The sequence below is a fragment of the Streptomyces sp. NBC_01171 genome (assembly GCF_045039805.1).
GTDB lineage: Bacteria > Actinomycetota > Actinomycetes > Streptomycetales > Streptomycetaceae > Streptomyces.
Map to the genome: position 1 here is coordinate 2,397,638 of NZ_CP108609.1, position 18,261 is coordinate 2,415,898.

Sequence of the window (18,261 nt, forward strand, 5' to 3'; positions counted from 1 at the left end):
CACCCCCTCCGTACCCCCCGGCTCACCCCGCCGTGCCCCTGATGCACCCGCCCGCGCTCCGGGTCGTAGGGGCCCGTGGGCATCATTCGGGGATCGCCAGTTCGAACCAGACGGTCTTGCCGCGCCCGCCGGGCCGGGTCCCCCAGCGGGCGGACGAACCGGCGACGAGCTGGAGTCCCCGTCCGCTCTCGTCCTCGGGCCGCGCGATCCGCTCGCGCGGCGGGTCCGGCACCTGGTCGGAGACCTCCACCCGCAGCGCCCCGCCGAGCCCAGCCGGGCGCACCAGGCGCAGCCCGATCGGGCCGTCCGCGTGCCGCAGGGAGTTGGTCACCAGCTCGCTGACCAGCAATGCCGTCAGATCGGCGAAGGAGTCCAGATGCCAGCGGCCCAACTGGCCCCGGACAGCGGCACGGGCCGCGCGCACCGCGCCGGGTTCCGGGGGGAACGTCCACTCGGCGCAGTCGCCCTCGGTGTCGAACACGCCGATCACTTCCCAGGCCAACGAGCCCACCCATGTCCGATTTCATGGGGTTACTGGCCACATACCCCGTATCCAGGGGGCAGTACCGCGTGGGCCGGGACACTGTGGCACGAACGGCGTACAGCCTCCGGGGGCCGACCGGGCAGCACCCAGGGGGCTCGGCCGGGGAGCACAGGGGCGCGGCGGAGTACGGCCGACCCGGCCCCAGTTCCGTACGCCGGGCGACGCACCCCGTACGCCGGTCAGCGCGCCTGCGCGCCGAGGCGTGCGGCGATCTCGCGGACGGCCGGGACGTCCTGGTCGAGCCAGGGCACGTCCCAGAGGCGGTCGGGGGTCAGCCAGCGCAGTTCGTCGTGGTCCTGGAGCGCCTCGGGTCCGGGGGAACCCGGACGGAGCCGGGCGGTCCACACCCACAGCACATAAGGGGCTTTCAGGGGCCACTCCCCCGGCACGCGTTCGACCGCCTCGGCGTCGATGCCGAGTTCCTCGCGCAGTTCGCGCACGAGGGCGTCGTCGGGCCGCTCGCCGGGCTCGACCTTGCCACCGGGCAGCTCCCAGCGCCCGGCCAGCTCCGGGGGCGCGCTGCGCCGCGCGGCGAGCAGCCGGTCCCCGTCGAGCAGGGCGGCTCCCACCACCACGATCCGTTCGGTCATGGTCCGGAGCGTACGGGAGCGCGCCCGTGGTCAGTTGCGCGTGCTCTCGCCGTGCTGGCTCACGCGTTCCACACAGTAGAGCTGCCTGTGCCCGTGGCCGTCGAGACTGTCGGCGATCTTCTGGGCCTCCGCCCGTGTCGCGTACCGACCGACCCGGTAGCGATTGCCGTTGTCGTCCTGACGTATGACGAGCCAGGGCAGAACGACCGCACCCTCGTTCATCGCCCCCACCGTTTCCCTTCCCGTGCCCCTTCGCACCCGCCCCACCCGCTTTCCGCTCCGGGGCCCCAAGGTGTCCCGCCCGAGGAAACCGCAATACGCATATGCCCGAGCGTACGCCCAACCTTCACACAGCGAATACGGCTTTTCACGAAGAGGTACGCAACCGGCCAGAACACAGGGGGGCGCACGAAATCGAACGCGCCGCGTCGGACGACGAACCGCACACAGGGGCCCGACCGCCGCCCACCAGGGACGACGGCCGGGCCACAGCGATGTGACGGTGAGAAGCGCGGGATTCGCACGCCGGGGCACGCCCCCGGGGAGCGCGTCCCATGTGCGCTACCTCACGGAGCGGCGCTACCGCACGGAGAGGTGGTAGGCGACCTGATAGCGGTCGGCCGGGATGACGACGTCGGCGGTCTCCACCGGGCGGCCCGAGGCGTAGTAGGTGCGCTGGATGACGAGGACGACATGGCCGGGAACACCACCGAGCAGGAGCAGTTCCTCCGCGAGGCCGGGGCGGGCACCGACCTCCTCGGTCACGTTGTCCACGATCACGTCGATGGCGCGCATCCGCTCGACCACGCCCATCCCGCCGAGCGGGCCCTCCTCGGGCAGCATGACCGGGGTGCGGCCGGTCACGGCGAGCGGCTCCCAGGAGGTGGAGAGCATCATCGGCTCCCCGGCGTCCCGGAACAGGTACTTGGTGCGCATCACCCGCTCGCCCGGCTTGATCCCGAGCCGCTCCGCGACCCCGGTTCCGGCCTCGGCGCGCTCGCTGCTGGACTCCCAGGTGCCGCGCGCGGTCGCGTCGGCCTGCTCCTGCCGGAAGGGGGTGGCGCCGCCCTGGGGGCGGTACCCCGAGCGCGCCACACTGCGCGGCACCGGCCGCTCGCGCACGTACGTCCCCGAGCCGGACCGCCCCTCGACCAGCCCCTCGGCCATCAGCACCTTGCGGGCCTCCAGCGCGACCGTGTCCGAGACGCCGTACTCCTCACGGATGCGGGCCTGCGACGGGAGACGGGTATGGGGCGGCAGTGAACCGTCGACGATCTTCCGGCGGAGATCACCCGCCACGCGCAGGTACGCCGGCTGCTCACCGAATGTCACTGGCCGCTCCCATCAGGTTGTACAGACAGCAACAGCCTGGCAACCGTGGGTTGTGCCATGCAAGCAAAGGCCAGAGAATCACTCGATGTGATGACGAGGGGAGGCGCACACCTGCGTCCAGCGACTTTCTTCGCCCATGACTCCCCCGCTGGGCCGTGATCACACCTTGGCGCCGTCTTCGGCCGTCTCGTCGTCCGCCGCGTCGTCGCCTCCGTCGAAGGCGCCGGGGTCGGGCGGGGTGGTCGCCAGCTTCAGGGCCTTGCGGGCGGGGACGGTGGTGCGCGGCTCGATCAGGGTGAGCCCGGCGCCGTACGGCACGTAGAACGCGTCGGCGTCGGTGGCGCGGGCGGCCTTCTCCCACAGGGCACGGGCCTTGTCCATGCGGGCGGTCAGCTCGGCCAGGGGCGCGCGGGCGGTGGCGGGCCAGGGGTGGGCGCGCAGGGCGCGGCCGCTGGTGGCCAGGGCGGTGGAGACGCGGCGCGCCCACGCCTTGTGGCCGGGCAGGTCGTCCTCGACGTAGGTGGCGTCGGGAGCGGTGTCCATGGCCGCGTCCAGTACGTGGGCGGCATCCAGGAAGGCGACCTGGTGGGCGCCGAGGGTGGTCCGGTCGGCGCGGAGCGAGCCGGTGAGGGTGCCGTGCTCGGTGACGCTGCTGAACACGCAGGTGACCGTGCGATCGCCGAGCGCCCAGGTCTCCTTGGAGGGCGTCAGGTGGAAGGCGTCGACGTCACGGGGGACGGCCCAGTCGTCCATGGCGTAGAACTGCCGCAGGTCCACGCAGCGCTCGGCGGCGTCCCGCACGGCGGCCTCGCCGGGGTAGGGGCCGTCCTTCAGGGTGAAGGTGCCGAAGACCTCACCCTCGTGCGCGCCCTCGCAGGGCACCGTGCGGACGCCGTAGACGGCGTCCTTCAGGTCGCCGCTGTCGGAGTCGAAGCAGTCGCCCTTGGCCAGCGAGAGGTTCGCGCCCTCACGCACGCCGTCCTTGACGTTCTGCCACATCCAGCCCGTGGCACCGGTGGTGAGCAGCAGGACGGCGAGTGCGAGGCCGATGCCCGAGAGCGTGCTCCCGACGACGGCCGCGGCACGGCCGCGCTGACCGTGCTTGCGGATCTGGAGGAGGGCGACGAGGCCGAGGAGGAGGCCGACGCCGGGGAGGCAGCAGAGGATGCCGGTGATGAGGGAGGCGACGGCGAAGGGGTTTACGGGGGTGGAGGGGGCGTAGGGGGTGGAGGGGGCGTAGGGGGCGTAGGGACCGTAGGGAGTGTGGGGGCCGTAGGGGGTGTGGGGGCCGTAGGGGGTGTGGGGGCCGTAGGGGACGGGTGACCCGTAGGGGGTCGGTGTCCCGTAGGGGGTGGGCGCGGTGGGCGACGCGGAGGGGTTCGGAGTTCCGTAAGGGTCCTGCGGGCCCTGCGGGTCCCGCCGGGCCTCCCCGGGCGGGGCATCCGAGGGCTGCGGGGACGGCTCTGACGGGCCCTCGGGCTCGCCGGGTTCGCGGGCAGGGGATATGGACACCGGTACCGTTTCTGGGACGAGTTGCGGCAGCCGGGGCGGACGAGGAGGCTCGGGCGGGCTACCGTACGAATGCGCGCATGGTAAGCGGGTCCGGACAAGACCGGAAAACGGTTTGGGCCCCGAACGGGCGGCGCGCGGAACGGACATGGGGGCGGGCAGGGCGTGGGGGACGGAATGAGCGGCGCCGGCATACGGGCGGTCAACGCCCTCACCGCGCGGTGGGCGCGGACGGTCGCGGCGGACGACGGGACGGTGTTCTCGGCGGCCGGGGTGTGGCCGCTGCTGGCCTTCCTGGCGGACGGCGCGGGCGGGCAGGCGCGGGCGGAACTGTCGGAGGCGCTGGGCGTCCCCGCGGACGTGGCGGCCTCGGCCGCCCGTCAACTCCTCACCGAAATCGCCTCGGTGACCGGCCTGGACGCCGCGCTCGGCCTCTGGACGCAGCAGTCGCTACGGCTCCGGGACGACTGGCGCGCCGGGCTGCCCGCGGGCACGTACGGCACGTTCGGGGAGGACCTGATCACCGCGCAGGAACGCCTCGACGCCTGGGCCGCCGAGCGCACCGCCGGCCTGGTCGAGCGGATGCCGCTGAAGCTGACGCGGGACGCGCAGGTGGTGCTGGCGAGCGCGCTGTCCCTGCGGACGACGTGGCGCCAGCCCTTCACGGAAGTGCCGCTGCGCCCGGAGCACGGGCCGTGGCAGGGCCGTACCCTGCTCGGCCTGTTCCGCAGGTCGGTACGGCCGGACCGGGTGGGCGTGGCCGCGACCCCGGACGGCCATGTCACCTCGCTGACCGTCCCCGGCGACAACGGCATCGACATCCACCTCGTACTCGGCGAGGAGGGCATGACACCGGGTCAGGTCATCCCGGCCGGCGTGGGCCTGGTGGAGCGCACGCTTCCGATCACCGAGGGCGGCCGCCTGCCCCTGGGCCACGTGGGCCCGGGCCTGCACGTGGAGCAACGCCCGTCCGCGAGCCCGGAGCCGATCGCGCTGGACGTGCGCACGGTGGCGTACGAGGTCCGCGCCGACCACGACCTCCTGGCCGACCCGTCCCTCTTCGGCCTCCCGACCACCCCGCACGCCCACTTCCCCGGCATCTCGGACGCCCCCCTGACGATCGGCGCGGCCCGCCAGTCGGCGGTGGCCCAGTTCAGCGCGAAGGGCTTCAGGGCGGGAGCGGTGACGGCAGTGGCGGCGACCCCGGGCGCCGCCCCACTCCCCCCGACCCACACCACGACGGTCCTCACCCTCACCTACGACCGCCCCTTCGCCTTCCTCACCACCACCCGCTCCCCCCGCCTCCTCCTCACCACCGGCTGGGTAACGGCCCCCACCCCCTACCCGGCCATGCACCTCACCCCTGCGAGCACCTCATGAGCAAGCGCCTGATCTCCCTGTACGCGGCGGTACTGGTGACCCTGAGCCTGGCCGCGTCCGTCCCCTACGACGGCGTCAGCCACCCGGCCACGGCCCTGTGGACCCTCACCGCCATGCCGTCGTCGGTCGTGATGAACGTCGCGTGGATGGCCGCGAGCACCGTGTTCCCACCCGATTTCGAACCGGGCCCGACCGTCTCCGCCCTCCTCACCCTGACCCTCCACCTGACCGCGAGCGCCCTCGACATCGGGGCGTTGCTGATGCTGAGGAAGGCATGCAGCAAGTGCCGGGTTCTGGCCCGAGCGTGACCCTGCTCAATCACGAGAGCCGACGTCACAATCCACGCCGCCAAGGAACTCACGGGCACCCCGGAGCCGGGTGCGCAGCCGGCGCTGAGTGGCCCGGCTGTCGAGACGTACGTCGAGTGGTCCCCGCACAGGCGCGTCCGCCCGGCGGGCGGACGGTAGACGGGATACGTCCAGGCCGTCGCGCCGGGCGATGTGCACGCCGAGGTCGTAGCGGCTGAGTGCGTCGGGACCGGCGAGATGGCAGAGGCCGGCCGCGTCGGACCGGGTGAGTTCCCAGAGGGCGGCGGCCAGGTCTTCGACGTGCACGGGGCAGCGCACGTCGTCAGTGAAGAGAGCGCCCTCCCGTGTTCCGGCGATCAGCCCATGCACCAGGCGCTCATGGTCGGACCGCCCATTCCCGACGATCAGCGACGTACGAGCGACGGCCGCCCCCGGACAAAGAATCCGCACAGCCGTCTCAGCAGCCGCCTTCGCCGCCCCGTACGGCGTGATCGGGTCCGGATCACACGTCTCGTCGTAAGTGACCCTGCGGCCGGAAAAGACAGCATCGCTGGAAACGTGCACCAGCCGCACCCCAAGCTTCGCGGCAGCCATGGCAACGTGCACGGACCCGTCCGCAGTGACCCTCCAGTCGGCCCCGCCACTGGTCACGTCAATCACAGCCCGCGGCGAAACCGCCTCCACCACGGCCTCAAGCCGCACGGGATCACGAACATCAAGCCGATGCCAGGCGACCCCCGCAGGATCACCGGGCCGCGAACAAAACGTCCCAGCCACCACCCGCCCAGCGTCCCGCCCCTGCCGCAGCAACTCCGAACCCAGGAACCCGCTGCCCCCGATGATCAGCACCGTCATGCTCACTGACGCTAGGGCATCGCACTGCTCTAGCAGCGAATCGGGCGAAGGGACAGCCAAAAGGCCCCACTCGGAAGCGTCGAGGCCGGCCACAGGTGCACCAAAGCCATATCGCGCTATGGTCGATGTATGGCTACCAAGAAGGTGACTATCACCCTCGACGAATCCCTGGTCGAAGCCCTGGCTGGAGCCGCCGAGGAAGAAGGCATTCCACTCTCCCGCCTCGTCGCCGGAGCAGCCGAACGTGAGCTGCGCCTGCGCGCCGGCCGGGCCGTCATCCGGGAGTGGCAGGCAGAGCACGGCGCCTTCACCCCGGAAGAGCTCGCCGCTGCCCGCGCGGACCTGGCCGCCGCCGACGCCGAGTACCTCAGCCGCTCGGGAGCCTCGGCCGCGTGAACATTCCGTACGTGTACGACGCCGGGGTACTCATCGCCATCGACAACGACGACCGACGCATGTGGGCCCGCCACAGCCTGGCCCTCGAGGACGGCCGGGACATCCACGTCCCATCCGTCGTCGTCAGTCAGGCGTGGCGGGACTCCCGCCGCCAGGTCAGACTCGGCAAGTTCCTGGCCGGGTGCCACGTGGTACCCGTCGGCCTCGAGACCGCCAAGACCGCAGGCATCCTCTGCGGCAAGGCCGGTACCTCCGACATCGTCGACGCCACCGTCGTGACCATGGCAGCCACCCTCGGCGCCATCATCTGGACCTCGGACCCGGACGACATCCGCACCCTCGTCGACGCCCAGGACATCAAACCCACCCCTGTCATCCGCACCGTCTGAACTCGATGGTCTCCGACGGCCATCAAAAAGGGGTCCACCGTAAAAGGTGGACCCCTTTCTGACCTGCAATCACACGTTGAAGCGGAACTCCACCACATCCCCGTCCCGCATCACATACTCCTTGCCCTCCATGCGCGCCTTCCCCTTGGCCCGGGCCTCCGCGACCGACCCCGTCTCGACGAGGTCTTCGAAGGAGATGACCTCCGCCTTGATGAAGCCCTTCTGGAAGTCGGTGTGGATGACACCGGCGGCCTCGGGGGCGGTGGCGCCCTTGGGGATGGTCCAGGCTCGGGATTCCTTGGGGCCGGCCGTGAGGTAGGTCTGGAGGCCGAGGGTGTTGAAGCCGACGCGGGCGAGGGTGGCGAGGCCGGGCTCCTCGGCGCCGACGGACTCAAGGAGTTCCATCGCGTCCTCCTCGTCCAGCTCCGCGAGGTCCGCCTCCAGCTTGGCGTTGAGGAAGATCGCCTCGGCCGGGGCCACCAGCGCGCGCTGGGCGTTCTTGAAGTCCTCGTCGGTCAGCTCGTCCTCGTCCACGTTGAAGACGTAGAGGAAGGGCTTGGTCGTCAGCAGGTGCAGGTCGTGCAGCAGCTCCGCGCGCTCCGAGCCCTGGAGGATGCCCTGGGAGAACAGGGTGTCGCCCTTCTCCAGGATCTCCTTCGCCTCCTCGACCGCCTTCACCTTCGGCGCGACGTCCTTCTTGATCCGGGACTCCTTCTGGAGCCGCGGCAGGACCTTCTCGATGGTCTGGAGGTCGGCGAGGATCAGCTCGGTGTTGATCGTCTCGATGTCGTCCTTCGGCGAGACCTTGCCGTCGACGTGCACGACGTTCTCGTCCTGGAAGGCGCGGATGACCTGGCAGATCGCGTCGGACTCGCGGATGTTCGCCAGGAACTTGTTGCCCAGGCCCTCACCCTCGGAGGCACCGCGCACGATGCCCGCGATGTCGACGAAGTCCACCGTCGCCGGGAGGATGCGCTCCGAAGAGAAGATCGAGGCGAGCTGCGCCAGGCGGCCGTCGGGGACGCCGACCACACCGACGTTCGGCTCGATCGTGGCGAACGGGTAGTTGGCCGCCAGCACGTCGTTCTTGGTCAGGGCGTTGAACAGGGTCGACTTGCCGACATTGGGCAGGCCGACGATTCCGATCGTGAGCGACACGTTGCGACTTCCCGTAGAGGAGTGGGCCAGGGGCTGCCAGGGCCCAGGGGACACCGGCCGATCCACCAGTTTACGGCGTCCGCGCGGGGCAATTAGCGGGAGCGTCCCCCGTCCGGCCGGACTGACCCCGCGGACATGTCTTCGGCGTGTCTGAAGGGCGATTCGGCACATAAACAGACCTAAGTTGGTCCAGTGGAGCAACACAGAACGCGACCTCCGAAAGACGGGCCGCGACGCGGCACCCCCACGCCCGCGCACCTTCCGCCCCAGGCCCGGCGCGGCCCGGACGCCGCGCGCGGCCTGGCCGGGGCGCCCGTCGCGGCCCGCCGCGGCCCCGAGGCCGTACGCGGCCCCGTCGCCGAGCCGGGCCCCGCGCCCACCGGCCGGCGCTTCCCGAACCCCCGGCTCACCGGGCTCGGCGGCGGCCTGTTCTGCGTGGCCGCGATGCTGCTGCTCGGCGCGCTGGACGCCCTGCTGTTCGGCTCGTCCCTGATCGCCTACGGCGTGCTGTTCCTGCCCGTCTGCGTACTCACCGCGCTCTGGGTGCGCCCCGGCGACCTGCTGACCGCCCCTGTGGCCCTGCCGATCGCCTTCGGCGCCGGGCTCTTCGCGGTCGCCGACGGCAGCGCCGGCATCCTCGGCTCCCTGATGGGCGTCTTCACCGGCCTCGCCACCCAGGCGGGCTGGCTGTACGGCGGCACGCTGATCGCCGGCGTGACCGTCCTGGTACGCCGGGTGCGCTGGATCCGCGGCAGACGCCGCCGTCCCTAGCGCCACGAAACCGGGGGCCCCGCCCGGCAGGCCCCCCCGTCCCGCTACTCCGCCGAAGCCCGCTGCTCCGCGCGCATCGCCGCGCCCACGATGCCCGCGTTGTTCTGGAGCTGGGCCGGGACGATCTCGGCCTTGACGCCCGTGATGTGCGGGAGGAACTTCTCGGCCTTGCGGCTCACCCCGCCGCCGATGATGAACAGCTCGGGCGAGAAGAGCATCTCCAGGTGCGCCAGGTACTTCTCCACCCGCCGGGCCCAGTGCTCCCAGCTCAGGTCGGCGTCCTCCTTGGCCTTGCTGGACGCCTTCTTCTCCGCGTCGTGGCCGTTCAGCTCGAGGTGGCCCAGCTCGGTGTTGGCGACCAGCACGCCGTCGGTGAAGACGGCGCTGCCGATGCCGGTACCGAAGGTGAGCACGATGACCGTGCCCCGCCGCCCGCGCCCGGCGCCGAACTGCATCTCGGCGAGGCCGGCCGCGTCCGCGTCGTTGACCAGCGTGACCGGCAGCCCGCCCAGCTTCTCGCTGAACAGCGTGCGGGCGTCCGTGCCGACCCAGCTCTTGTCGACGTTCGCCGCGGTGAGGATGGTGGCGCCGTCCTGGACCACTCCGGGGAAGGTCAGCCCGACCGGGCCGGTCCAGCCGAAGTGGTCGATCACTTCCTTGACGCCGTCGGCGACACCCTCGGGGGTCGCCGGATGCGGGGTGAGCACCTTGCAGCGCTCCTGGGCGAGATCGCCCTTGTCCAGGTCCACCGGGGCACCTTTGATGCCGGACCCGCCGATGTCCACGCCGAAGATCTGCATGGCCCCACGTTACGACGTACGACTGACGGTCACGCCTCGGACGTACCGGTTCCACCGCGCTCGGCCGCCAGGGCGGCGGCTTCCTCGCGCAGGTCGCGGCGGAGTTCCTTGGGCAGCGAGAAGGTGATGGACTCCTCGGCCGCCTTGACCAGCTCCACGTCGCCGTAGCCGCGCTGGGCCAGCCACTCGAGGACCTCCTCGACCAGGACCTCGGGCACGGAGGCACCGGAGGTGACGCCGACCGTGGTGACGCCCTCCAGCCAGGCTTCGTCGATCTCGCCGGCGAAGTCCACCAGGTACGCCTCGCGGGACCCGGCGAGCTTGGCGACCTCGACGAGCCGTACGGAGTTGGAGGAGTTGCGCGAGCCGACCACGATGACCAGCTCCGCCTCGGCGCCCATCTGCTTCACCGCGAGCTGACGGTTCTGCGTGGCGTAGCAGATGTCGTCGCTGGGCGGGGAGACCAGGCCGGGGAACTTCGCCTTCAGGGCGTCGACGGTCTCCATGGTCTCGTCCACGGAGAGCGTGGTCTGGGAGAGCCAGACGACCTTGGACGGGTCGCGGATCTCGACTCCCGCGACGTCCTCGGGGCCGTCGACGAGCTGGATGTGCTCGGGGGCCTCGCCGGAGGTGCCGATGACCTCCTCGTGCCCCTCGTGCCCGATGAGCAGGATGTCGTAGTCGTCCTTGGCGTAGCGGACGGCTTCCTTGTGGACCTTGGTGACCAGCGGGCAGGTGGCGTCGATGGTGGCGAGCCGGCCGCGCTTCGCCTCCTCGTGCACGGTCGGGGCGACACCGTGCGCGGAGAACATCACGATGTGGCCCGGCGGCACCTCCTCCGTCTGCTCGACGAAGATCGCGCCCTTCTTCTCCAGGGTCTGCACGACGTACTTGTTGTGGACGATCTCGTGCCGGACGTAGATCGGGGCCCCGTACTGCTCGAGGGCCTTCTCGACGGCGATCACGGCGCGGTCCACACCGGCGCAGTAGCCACGGGGGGCGGCGAGCAGGACACGGCGGCCAGGCGAAGCGGTCATGCGTCCCATCGTAAGGCCGGGTGCCGGACCCCGTAGATCCCCCCAGGGGGGTGTCCCCGGCACACCCCCGTTGTCGGCGGCGGCCGTTACCCTCGCGGCATGGCTGTGAACACATCGCCCGAGGCCCCGCTCCCGGTCGGGGAGGTCTCCCGGCTGATCGGACGCTGGATCGACCGGCTCGGCGCGGTGTGGGTGGAGGGGCAGATCACCCAGTTGTCGCGGCGGCCCGGCGCCGGGGTGGTGTTCCTGACGCTGCGCGACCCCTCGCACGACATCTCGGTCAGCGTCACCTGCTACCGGCAGGTCTTCGACGCGGTCGCGGACGTGGTCGGCGAGGGCGCGCGGGTCGTGGTGCTCGCCAAGCCGGAGTGGTACGCCCCGCGCGGCCAGCTCTCGCTGCGTGCCGCCGAGATACGGCCGGTGGGCGTGGGCGAGCTGCTGGCACGGCTGGAGCAGCTCAAGAAGTCGCTGGCGGCGGAGGGGCTGTTCGCGGCCGACCGCAAGAAGCCGCTGCCGTTCCTGCCGCAGCTCATCGGGCTGGTGTGCGGCCGGGCCTCGGCGGCGGAGCGTGACGTGCTGGAGAACGCCCGGCACCGCTGGCCCGCCGTCCGCTTCGAGGTGCGCAATGTGCCGGTGCAGGGGGTGCACGCGGTGCCGCAGGTGGTCCAGGCGGTCAAGGAGCTGGACGCGCGGGACGACGTGGACGTGATCGTGGTGGCCCGCGGCGGGGGCAGCGTGGAGGATCTGCTGCCGTTCTCCGACGAGCAGCTGATCCGGACGGTGGCCGGGTGCCGTACGCCGGTGGTCTCGGCGATCGGGCACGAGCCGGACACCCCGTTGCTGGACCTGGTGGCCGACCTGCGCGCCTCCACCCCGACCGACGCGGCCAAGAAGGTCGTCCCGGACGTGGGCGAGGAGCTGGCGCGGGTACGGATGCTGCGCGACCGGGGCCGGCGCTGCGCCAACGCGCTGCTGGAGCGGGAGGAACGGGGGCTGGCGCACGCGCTGGCCCGTCCGGTGATGGAGCGGCCGCACCGGATGCTGGACGAGCGGACCGAGCAGGTGGAGGCGCTGCTGGGCCGCGCCCGGCGCACGCTCGGCCATCTGCTGGACCGGGCGGAGTCGGAGCTGACCCACACGCACGCGCGCGTGGTCGCCCTCTCCCCCGCGGCCACCCTCCGGCGCGGCTACGCGGTCCTGCAGAAGGAGGACGGCCACGTGGTCCGCGACCCGGCCGAGGTGACCGAGGGTGAGCCGCTGCGGGCCAGGGTGGCGGCGGGCGAGTTCGCCGTACGGGTCGATGTCGGCGGCGATGAATAGGGTGGGCGGATGAGCAGCAAAGTGGACGAGGCGCTCTCGTACGAGCAGGCGCGGGATGAGTTGATCGAGGTCGTACGGCGGCTGGAGGCGGGCGGTTCGACGCTGGAGGGGTCGCTGGGGCTGTGGGAGCGCGGCGAGGAGCTGGCCAAGGTGTGCCGGCGCTGGCTGGAGGGGGCGCGGGAGCGGCTGGACGCGGCGCTCGCGGAGGAGGCGGAGGAAGAAGAGGGCGAGTAGCGGGCCGGAGGTCCCTGCCGGGAGGCTTTGTTAAAGCTTGAACTTTCTGGCGTAGGGTCGGGTCCGTCATCAGGTCCCGCACCACGGACCGTACGCGCACCCCAGGAAGTCACAGATGTCTCTCGTTCTCGACCCGGCCGCCCAGGACCTGCTGTTCCGCGAGGCCCGCACCGCGAACTCCTTCACCGACGAGCCGGTGACCGACGAGCAGGTCCGCGCGATCTACGACCTGGTCAAGTACGGCCCCACCGCCTTCAACCAGACCCCGCTGCGGATCACCCTGGTCCGCTCCCCCGAGGCCCGCGAGCGCCTGGTCGGGCACATGGCCGAGGGCAACCGCGCCAAGACCGCCTCGGCCCCGCTGGTGGCGATCCTCTCCGCGGACAACGAGTTCCACGAGGAGCTGCCGGCCCTTTTCCCGGCGTTCCCGCAGGCCAAGGACGCGTTCTTCGCCGAGCGTCCGGTCCGTGAGCGCTCCGCCGCGCTGAACGCCGCGCTCCAGGCCGCCTACTTCGTCGTCGGCGTCCGCGCCGCCGGCCTGGCCGCGGGCCCGATGACCGGCTTCGACGCCGAGGGGGTCCGCAAGGAGTTCCTGGACGACGACCACGCCCCGCTGATGATCGTCAACATCGGCCGCCCGGCCGCGGACGCCTCGCACCCGCGCGGCCCGCGCCTGTCGTACGACGACGTGATCACGACCGTCTGAGCAGCGCCCCACCGCAGCTCACGGCCCACGCGAAGGCCCCCGGAATGCGCTTCCGGGGGCCTTCGCGCATCGTAAGAGGAGCCGCTAGGCCATCTTGAGCGCCGACGCCATGGCGGTCAGGCGGTCGAAGGACGCGGTGCCCGACACCACCGTGGTGGAGCCGGGGGTGTCCTCCAGGACGAGGGCGTCGTAGCGGCCGCCGGAGTACCGGGTCCAGGTGCGGCCGTCGATCCGCTCGGTCTTCTTCGTCGCCGAGGAGCCCTGGGTGGCCTGCTCGATGAAGTCGGAGCGCTTCTGGGTGGACTGCTCGACCTGCACGTACTGGCCCTCGGGGTCCTGGAAGCCGAGGTGCCAGCGGTCGGACTCCTCGCCACGGAAGCGGACGGAGGTCGCCTTCCAGGTGTCCGGCAGCCCCTCCGGGGCCGCCACCGGGTAGCTCACGGCCCTGCGTGCCGTGGTCGTCTCGACCGTGTAGTCGACCCGGGGGAGGTCGGGCTTGTGGTCGTCGTGCGGGACGAAGACGTAGATGACCGCCGCCGCGATTCCGATGAGGGCCAGGGAAAGGATCATGTCCCGGACCGTCTTCTGCTTGCCGTTCGAACCTGCCACGCCTCCTATGGTCTCAGGTGCCCTCCGCGCTCATCCGTGGGGCCCCCTGCTCATTTTGTAAGCCCGGCGATAGAGTCACCTCATACTCATCCGGCCGTCGTCGTATCAGAAAGGTGCGCTCCGATGACCGAGCATCATCTGCCGTCCGAACTCGATGTCCCCTCCGAGGCCCCCGACCGCAACCTCGCCCTGGAACTCGTCCGTGTCACCGAGGCCGCGGCCATGGCCGCGGGCCGCTGGGTCGGCCGCGGCGACAAGAACGGCGCCGACGGCGCCGCCGTGCGCGCCATGCGGACCCTCGTCTCCACCGTCTCGATGAACGGCGTCGTCGTCATCGGCGAGGGCGAGAAGGACGAGGCGCCGATGCTCTTCAACGGGGAGCAGGTCGGCGACGGGACGGGACCCGAGGTCGACATCGCCGTCGACCCGATCGACGGGACCACGCTGACGGCGAAGGGCATGGCGAACGCGATCGCCGTGCTGGCCGCCGCCGAGCGGGGTGCCATGTTCGACCCGTCCGCCGTGTTCTACATGGACAAGCTGGTCACCGGGCCCGAGGCGGCCGACTTCGTGGACATCGACGCGCCCGTGTCGGTCAACATCCGCCGGGTCGCCAAGGCGAAGCGGCGCACGCCCGAGGACGTCACCGTCGTCATCCTGGACCGGCCCCGGCACGAAGGGGTCATCAAGGAGATCCGGGACACCGGCGCGCGGATCAAGTTGATCTCCGACGGCGATGTGGCGGGGTCCATCCTGGCGCTGCGCGAGGGCACAGGCATCGACCTGCTGCTCGGCATCGGCGGCACCCCCGAGGGGATCATCTCGGCCTGTGCGGTGAAGTGCCTGGGCGGCACGATCCAGGGCAAGCTCTGGCCCAAGGACGACGAGGAGCGGGAGCGGGCGATCGCCGCGGGCCATGACCTGGACCGGGTGCTGACCACGGACGACCTGGTGAGCGGGGAGAACGTGTTCTTCGTGGCGACCGGGATCACCGACGGGGAGCTGATGCGGGGGGTGCGGTACCGGTCCGAGACCGCGACCACCGATTCCATCGTGATGCGGTCCAAGTCGGGGACCGTGCGGAAGATCGAGTCCGAGCACCGGCTCAGCAAGCTGCGGGCCTACAGCGCGATCGACTTCGACCGGGCGAAGTAGCGGATCAGGGGGGCGCGGGTGCCGGTACCGGTCCGTCGTGGCTGGTCGCGCAGTTACCCGCGCCCCTGAAAGACTTTCGGCTCAGCCCGCTATACGCGTTGCCGTCGCCTTCTTGAGTTCCACCTCGCGCCTGCGCCTGCGGGCCAGGACCACTCGGCGCTCGGCTGCGGTCAGGCCGCCCCAGACGCCGTACGGCTCGGGCTGGAGGAGGGCGTGCTCGCGGCACTCGATCATCACCGGACAGCGGGCGCACACCCGCTTCGCCGCCTCCTCACGGGACAGGCGCGCGGCGGTCGGCTCCTTCGACGGGGCGAAGAACAGACCGGCCTCGTCGCGGCGGCACACCGCCTCGGTGTGCCAGGGCGCGTCCTGATCCCTGTCTCGCGCCGGCCCCCGCTGGGCCGGAACGGCGGCTACCTGCAGGGACGAATGCGGCGGTTGCAGCACGGTCTACTCCTGACGACGAATTCGCTAGCGAGAGACGATGCAGCAAGCCCTACCCGTTGTACGCGCGCCTATGCACTGCGTTCCCAACCACCGGCGTACAACGGCTTGTTGGCGTCAGCGGTCCAGGTGCCTCCGCAGCTTCCGGTCGGCCTTGTCGAGCTTGCCCTGGACCCGGTCGAGGATGTCCGCCACGAACCGGCCGCGCCGGGGCCGCGCCTCCACGTTGCCCAGCACCGACCAGCCGTCGACGTAGATCACGGGGGCGTCCGACTGCACCGAGTCCAGCGTGCTGACCTCGAAGTTGCCCAGCACACTGCCGCCGGTGCCGCGCAGCGACACGTTCTCCGGGACGCGGATCTGGACGTCTCCGAAGACCGAGACCGCCTTGATCACCACCTGCTGGTACTCGAAGACGGCCTCGCTGAGGTCTATCTCCACGCTGCCGAACACCGCGAACGCGTGCACCCGGCGCCCGGCGCGCCAGCGGCCCCGGCGCACGGCGCTGCTGAAGACGGCGACCACGCTGGTGTCCGCGTCGGCCGGAAGTGAGCCGGGCAGCGGGCGGTGCGGGACGGAGGCGTAGGCGGGCGCCGCCGGGCGTTCATGCGCGGCGGGCAGGTCGCGTATGAAGACGTCCAGCTCGCCGACGGTCTTGGTGTGCAGCACCCCCTCCACCCGCTCGGCGTGCTCCTCGGCGGTCAGCCGGCCCTCGGCCAGGGCGTCACGGAGGATGTCGGCGACCCGGTCGCGGTCGGCGTCCGAGGCGCGCAGGTCGGCCGGGCGCGGGGCGGTGTCCGCGGGCTGCGCGTGCTTCTGAAGGTCCACGACAGCAGAGTACCGAAACGCGATAGATCGCGACTAGGCCCTGTGGACAACTCCCGGACAACGTTGCCGACCCACGCCGGACAGCACCGCCGGAAAGCAAGTGAGTCTTACCTCACCGACGCATTGCCCGAGCCGGGTTCTACGCTGGACAGGCTCGCCAGCGTCGGCGGGCGCCGTCCGTCGAGTGAGGAATGGGCTGAGATGCCTGAGTTCGCGTACACCGATCTGCTCCCCCAGGGAGAGGACACCACGCCGTACCGGCTGGTGACCTCCGAGGGCGTGTCCACCGTCGAGGGGCCGGACGGGCGGACGTTCCTCAAGGTGGAGCCGGAGGCGCTGCGCAAGCTGGCCGAGGAGGCCATCCACGACATCCAGCACTATCTGCGCCCCGCCCACCTCGCCCAGCTCCGCCGGATCATCGACGACCCCGAGGCGTCCGGCAACGACAAGTTCGTGGCGCTGGACCTGCTGAAGAACGCGAACATCGCGGCGGCCGGTGTGCTGCCCATGTGCCAGGACACCGGCACCGCGATCGTCATGGGCAAGCGCGGCCAGAACGTGCTGACCGAGGGCGGCGACGAGGCGGCGCTGAGCCGCGGCATCTACGACGCGTACCTGAACCTCAATCTGCGCTACTCGCAGATGGCTCCGCTCACCATGTGGGAGGAGAAGAACACCGGCTCCAACCTGCCGGCGCAGATCGAGCTGTACGCGGCCGACGGCGGCGCCTACAAGTTCCTCTTCATGGCGAAGGGCGGCGGCTCGGCCAACAAGTCGTTCCTCTACCAGGAGACGAAGGCCGTCCTGAACGAGTCCTCCATGATGAAGTTCCTGGAGGAGAAGATCCGTTCGCTGGGCACGGCCGCCTGCCCGCCGTACCACCTGGCGATCGTGGTCGGCGGTACGAGCGCCGAGTTCGCGCTGAAGACCGCGAAGTACGCCTCCGCGCACTACCTGGACGAGATCCCGTCCGAGGGCTCGCCGCTCGGTCACGGCTTCCGGGACAAGGAGCTGGAGGAGAAGGTCTTCGAGCTGACCCAGAAGATCGGTATCGGCGCGCAGTTCGGCGGCAAGTACTTCTGCCACGACGTGCGCGTGGTGCGTCTGCCCCGGCACGGCGCGTCCTGCCCGGTCGCCATCGCGGTCTCCTGCTCGGCGGACCGCCAGGCCGTCGCCAAGATCACCGCCGAGGGCGTCTTCCTGGAGCAGTTGGAGACGGACCCGGCGCGGTTCCTGCCGGAGACCACCGACGAGCACCTGGACGAGGCCGGGGACGTCGTGAAGATCGACCTGAACCAGCCGATGGACGAGATCCTCGCGGAGCTGACCAAGTACCCGGTCAAGACCCGCCTCTCGCTGACCGGCCCGCTGGTCGTGGCCCGCGACATCGCGCACGCCAAGATCAAGGAGCGGCTCGACGCGGGCGAGGACATGCCGCAGTACCTCAAGGACCACCCGGTGTACTACGCGGGCCCGGCCAAGACCCCCGAGGGGTACGCCTCCGGTTCCTTCGGCCCGACCACGGCCGGGCGGATGGACTCCTACGTGGAGCAGTTCCAGGCGGCCGGCGGCTCCAAGGTGATGCTGGCCAAGGGCAACCGCAGCAAGCAGGTCACCGACGCCTGCGACGCCCACGGGGGCTTCTACCTCGGCTCCATCGGCGGCCCCGCCGCCCGTCTCGCCCAGGACTGCATCAAGAAGGTCGAGGTCCTCGAGTACGAGGAGCTGGGCATGGAGGCGGTCTGGAAGATCGAGGTCGAGGACTTCCCGGCCTTCATCGTGGTCGACGACAAGGGCAACGACTTCTTCCAGGACCCGGCGCCCGCGCCGACGTTCACGTCGATCCCGGTCCGGGGCCCGGGCCTGGGCTGAGACCCCTCCTGGGGGGCCGATCCG

22 protein-coding genes are annotated in these 18,261 nt (G+C 71.1%); 10 read left to right on the top strand and 12 right to left on the bottom strand.

What is annotated here, in order from left to right:
• Positions 1-82 precede the first annotated feature (82 nt).
• The 5 genes from OG448_RS10835 to OG448_RS10855 form a co-directional block, all read right to left on the bottom strand.
• Positions 83-511 carry an ATP-binding protein gene (locus OG448_RS10835; protein WP_405553106.1) on the bottom strand — a complete coding sequence of 143 codons (429 nt, stop codon included), beginning with the start codon at positions 509-511 and terminating at the stop codon, positions 83-85.
• A gap of 212 nt (positions 512-723) precedes the next feature.
• The gene (locus OG448_RS10840) at positions 724-1,134 is read right to left on the bottom strand and encodes a (deoxy)nucleoside triphosphate pyrophosphohydrolase (protein ID WP_405553108.1); all 411 of its coding nucleotides are present in this window, start codon (positions 1,132-1,134) and stop codon (positions 724-726) included.
• Between the two features lie 30 nt (positions 1,135-1,164).
• Complete coding sequence (locus OG448_RS10845; RefSeq protein WP_391294784.1) at positions 1,165-1,356, bottom strand: SPOR domain-containing protein; 192 nt, start codon at positions 1,354-1,356, stop codon at positions 1,165-1,167.
• 357 nt (positions 1,357-1,713) lie between these two features.
• The gene (locus OG448_RS10850; protein WP_405553110.1) at positions 1,714-2,466 is read right to left on the bottom strand and encodes a GntR family transcriptional regulator; all 753 of its coding nucleotides are present in this window, start codon (positions 2,464-2,466) and stop codon (positions 1,714-1,716) included.
• Positions 2,467-2,625: 159 nt separating this feature from the next.
• Entirely contained in the window at positions 2,626-3,978 is a 1,353-nt protein-coding gene (locus tag OG448_RS10855; protein WP_405553112.1) for a DUF4190 domain-containing protein, read from the bottom strand.
• A gap of 174 nt (positions 3,979-4,152) precedes the next feature.
• Between OG448_RS10855 and OG448_RS10860 the strand changes: the two genes are divergently transcribed.
• Positions 4,153-5,355 (top strand): serpin family protein, encoded by a 1,203-nt coding sequence (locus tag OG448_RS10860; protein WP_405553114.1) that lies wholly within the window; start codon positions 4,153-4,155, stop codon positions 5,353-5,355.
• Positions 5,352-5,663, top strand: coding sequence for a hypothetical protein (locus OG448_RS10865; protein ID WP_405553116.1), 312 nt, complete (start codon positions 5,352-5,354; stop codon positions 5,661-5,663). Before OG448_RS10860 ends, OG448_RS10865 begins: the two co-directional genes overlap by 4 nt.
• Positions 5,664-5,669: 6 nt before the next feature.
• On the opposite strand, the gene OG448_RS10870 is transcribed toward OG448_RS10865, so the two are convergent.
• Positions 5,670-6,518, bottom strand: coding sequence for an SDR family oxidoreductase (locus OG448_RS10870; protein WP_405553118.1), 849 nt, complete (start codon positions 6,516-6,518; stop codon positions 5,670-5,672).
• 129 nt (positions 6,519-6,647) lie between these two features.
• Here OG448_RS10870 and OG448_RS10875 point away from each other — a divergent pair, with 129 nt between their 5' ends.
• Both OG448_RS10875 and OG448_RS10880 read left to right on the top strand, forming a co-directional pair.
• Entirely contained in the window at positions 6,648-6,914 is a 267-nt protein-coding gene (locus OG448_RS10875) for a hypothetical protein (protein WP_405553119.1), read from the top strand.
• Complete coding sequence (locus tag OG448_RS10880; protein WP_405553121.1) at positions 6,911-7,303, top strand: PIN domain-containing protein; 393 nt, start codon at positions 6,911-6,913, stop codon at positions 7,301-7,303. Before OG448_RS10875 ends, OG448_RS10880 begins: the two co-directional genes overlap by 4 nt.
• Positions 7,304-7,372: 69 nt before the next feature.
• On the opposite strand, the gene ychF is transcribed toward OG448_RS10880, so the two are convergent.
• Positions 7,373-8,461 carry a redox-regulated ATPase YchF gene (gene ychF, locus OG448_RS10885; protein WP_405553123.1) on the bottom strand — a complete coding sequence of 363 codons (1,089 nt, stop codon included), beginning with the start codon at positions 8,459-8,461 and terminating at the stop codon, positions 7,373-7,375.
• A gap of 192 nt (positions 8,462-8,653) precedes the next feature.
• Between ychF and OG448_RS10890 the strand changes: the two genes are divergently transcribed.
• Positions 8,654-9,232 (top strand): DUF6542 domain-containing protein, encoded by a 579-nt coding sequence (locus OG448_RS10890; RefSeq protein WP_405553124.1) that lies wholly within the window; start codon positions 8,654-8,656, stop codon positions 9,230-9,232.
• A 44-nt stretch (positions 9,233-9,276) separates the two neighbouring features.
• Here OG448_RS10890 and ppgK read toward each other — a convergent pair whose 3' ends face one another.
• Together ppgK and OG448_RS10900 are read right to left on the bottom strand one after the other, a co-directional pair.
• Positions 9,277-10,032, bottom strand: coding sequence for a polyphosphate--glucose phosphotransferase (gene ppgK, locus OG448_RS10895; protein ID WP_405553126.1), 756 nt, complete (start codon positions 10,030-10,032; stop codon positions 9,277-9,279).
• 29 nt (positions 10,033-10,061) lie between these two features.
• Positions 10,062-11,069 carry a 4-hydroxy-3-methylbut-2-enyl diphosphate reductase gene (locus OG448_RS10900; protein WP_405553127.1) on the bottom strand — a complete coding sequence of 336 codons (1,008 nt, stop codon included), beginning with the start codon at positions 11,067-11,069 and terminating at the stop codon, positions 10,062-10,064.
• 99 nt (positions 11,070-11,168) lie between these two features.
• On the opposite strand from OG448_RS10900, the gene xseA reads away from it, so the two are divergent.
• The 3 genes from xseA (at position 11,169) to OG448_RS10915 (ending at position 13,329) form a co-directional block, all read left to right on the top strand.
• Positions 11,169-12,389 carry an exodeoxyribonuclease VII large subunit gene (gene xseA, locus OG448_RS10905; protein ID WP_405553129.1) on the top strand — a complete coding sequence of 407 codons (1,221 nt, stop codon included), beginning with the start codon at positions 11,169-11,171 and terminating at the stop codon, positions 12,387-12,389.
• A gap of 9 nt (positions 12,390-12,398) precedes the next feature.
• Positions 12,399-12,623 carry an exodeoxyribonuclease VII small subunit gene (locus tag OG448_RS10910; protein ID WP_405553130.1) on the top strand — a complete coding sequence of 75 codons (225 nt, stop codon included), beginning with the start codon at positions 12,399-12,401 and terminating at the stop codon, positions 12,621-12,623.
• A 115-nt stretch (positions 12,624-12,738) separates the two neighbouring features.
• A complete protein-coding gene (locus OG448_RS10915; RefSeq protein ID WP_405553132.1) occupies positions 12,739-13,329 on the top strand; it encodes a malonic semialdehyde reductase in 591 nt (196 codons plus the stop codon).
• Positions 13,330-13,413: 84 nt separating this feature from the next.
• Here the strand turns inward: OG448_RS10915 and OG448_RS10920 are convergent, their stop codons facing one another.
• Positions 13,414-13,938: a DUF4245 domain-containing protein gene (locus OG448_RS10920; RefSeq protein WP_405553134.1), complete on the bottom strand. Its 525-nt coding sequence runs from the start codon at positions 13,936-13,938 to the stop codon at positions 13,414-13,416.
• 123 nt (positions 13,939-14,061) lie between these two features.
• Here OG448_RS10920 and glpX point away from each other — a divergent pair, with 123 nt between their 5' ends.
• Positions 14,062-15,093, top strand: coding sequence for a class II fructose-bisphosphatase (gene glpX / locus OG448_RS10925; RefSeq protein ID WP_030807028.1), 1,032 nt, complete (start codon positions 14,062-14,064; stop codon positions 15,091-15,093).
• Between the two features lie 81 nt (positions 15,094-15,174).
• Here glpX and OG448_RS10930 read toward each other — a convergent pair whose 3' ends face one another.
• Positions 15,175-15,540, bottom strand: coding sequence for a WhiB family transcriptional regulator (locus tag OG448_RS10930; RefSeq protein ID WP_130331963.1), 366 nt, complete (start codon positions 15,538-15,540; stop codon positions 15,175-15,177).
• 114 nt (positions 15,541-15,654) lie between these two features.
• The gene (locus OG448_RS10935; RefSeq protein ID WP_405553136.1) at positions 15,655-16,365 is read right to left on the bottom strand and encodes a DUF1707 domain-containing protein; all 711 of its coding nucleotides are present in this window, start codon (positions 16,363-16,365) and stop codon (positions 15,655-15,657) included.
• Between the two features lie 201 nt (positions 16,366-16,566).
• Here OG448_RS10935 and OG448_RS10940 point away from each other — a divergent pair, with 201 nt between their 5' ends.
• Positions 16,567-18,237 carry a fumarate hydratase gene (locus OG448_RS10940; RefSeq protein WP_399566502.1) on the top strand — a complete coding sequence of 557 codons (1,671 nt, stop codon included), beginning with the start codon at positions 16,567-16,569 and terminating at the stop codon, positions 18,235-18,237.
• Positions 18,238-18,261 lie beyond the last annotated feature (24 nt).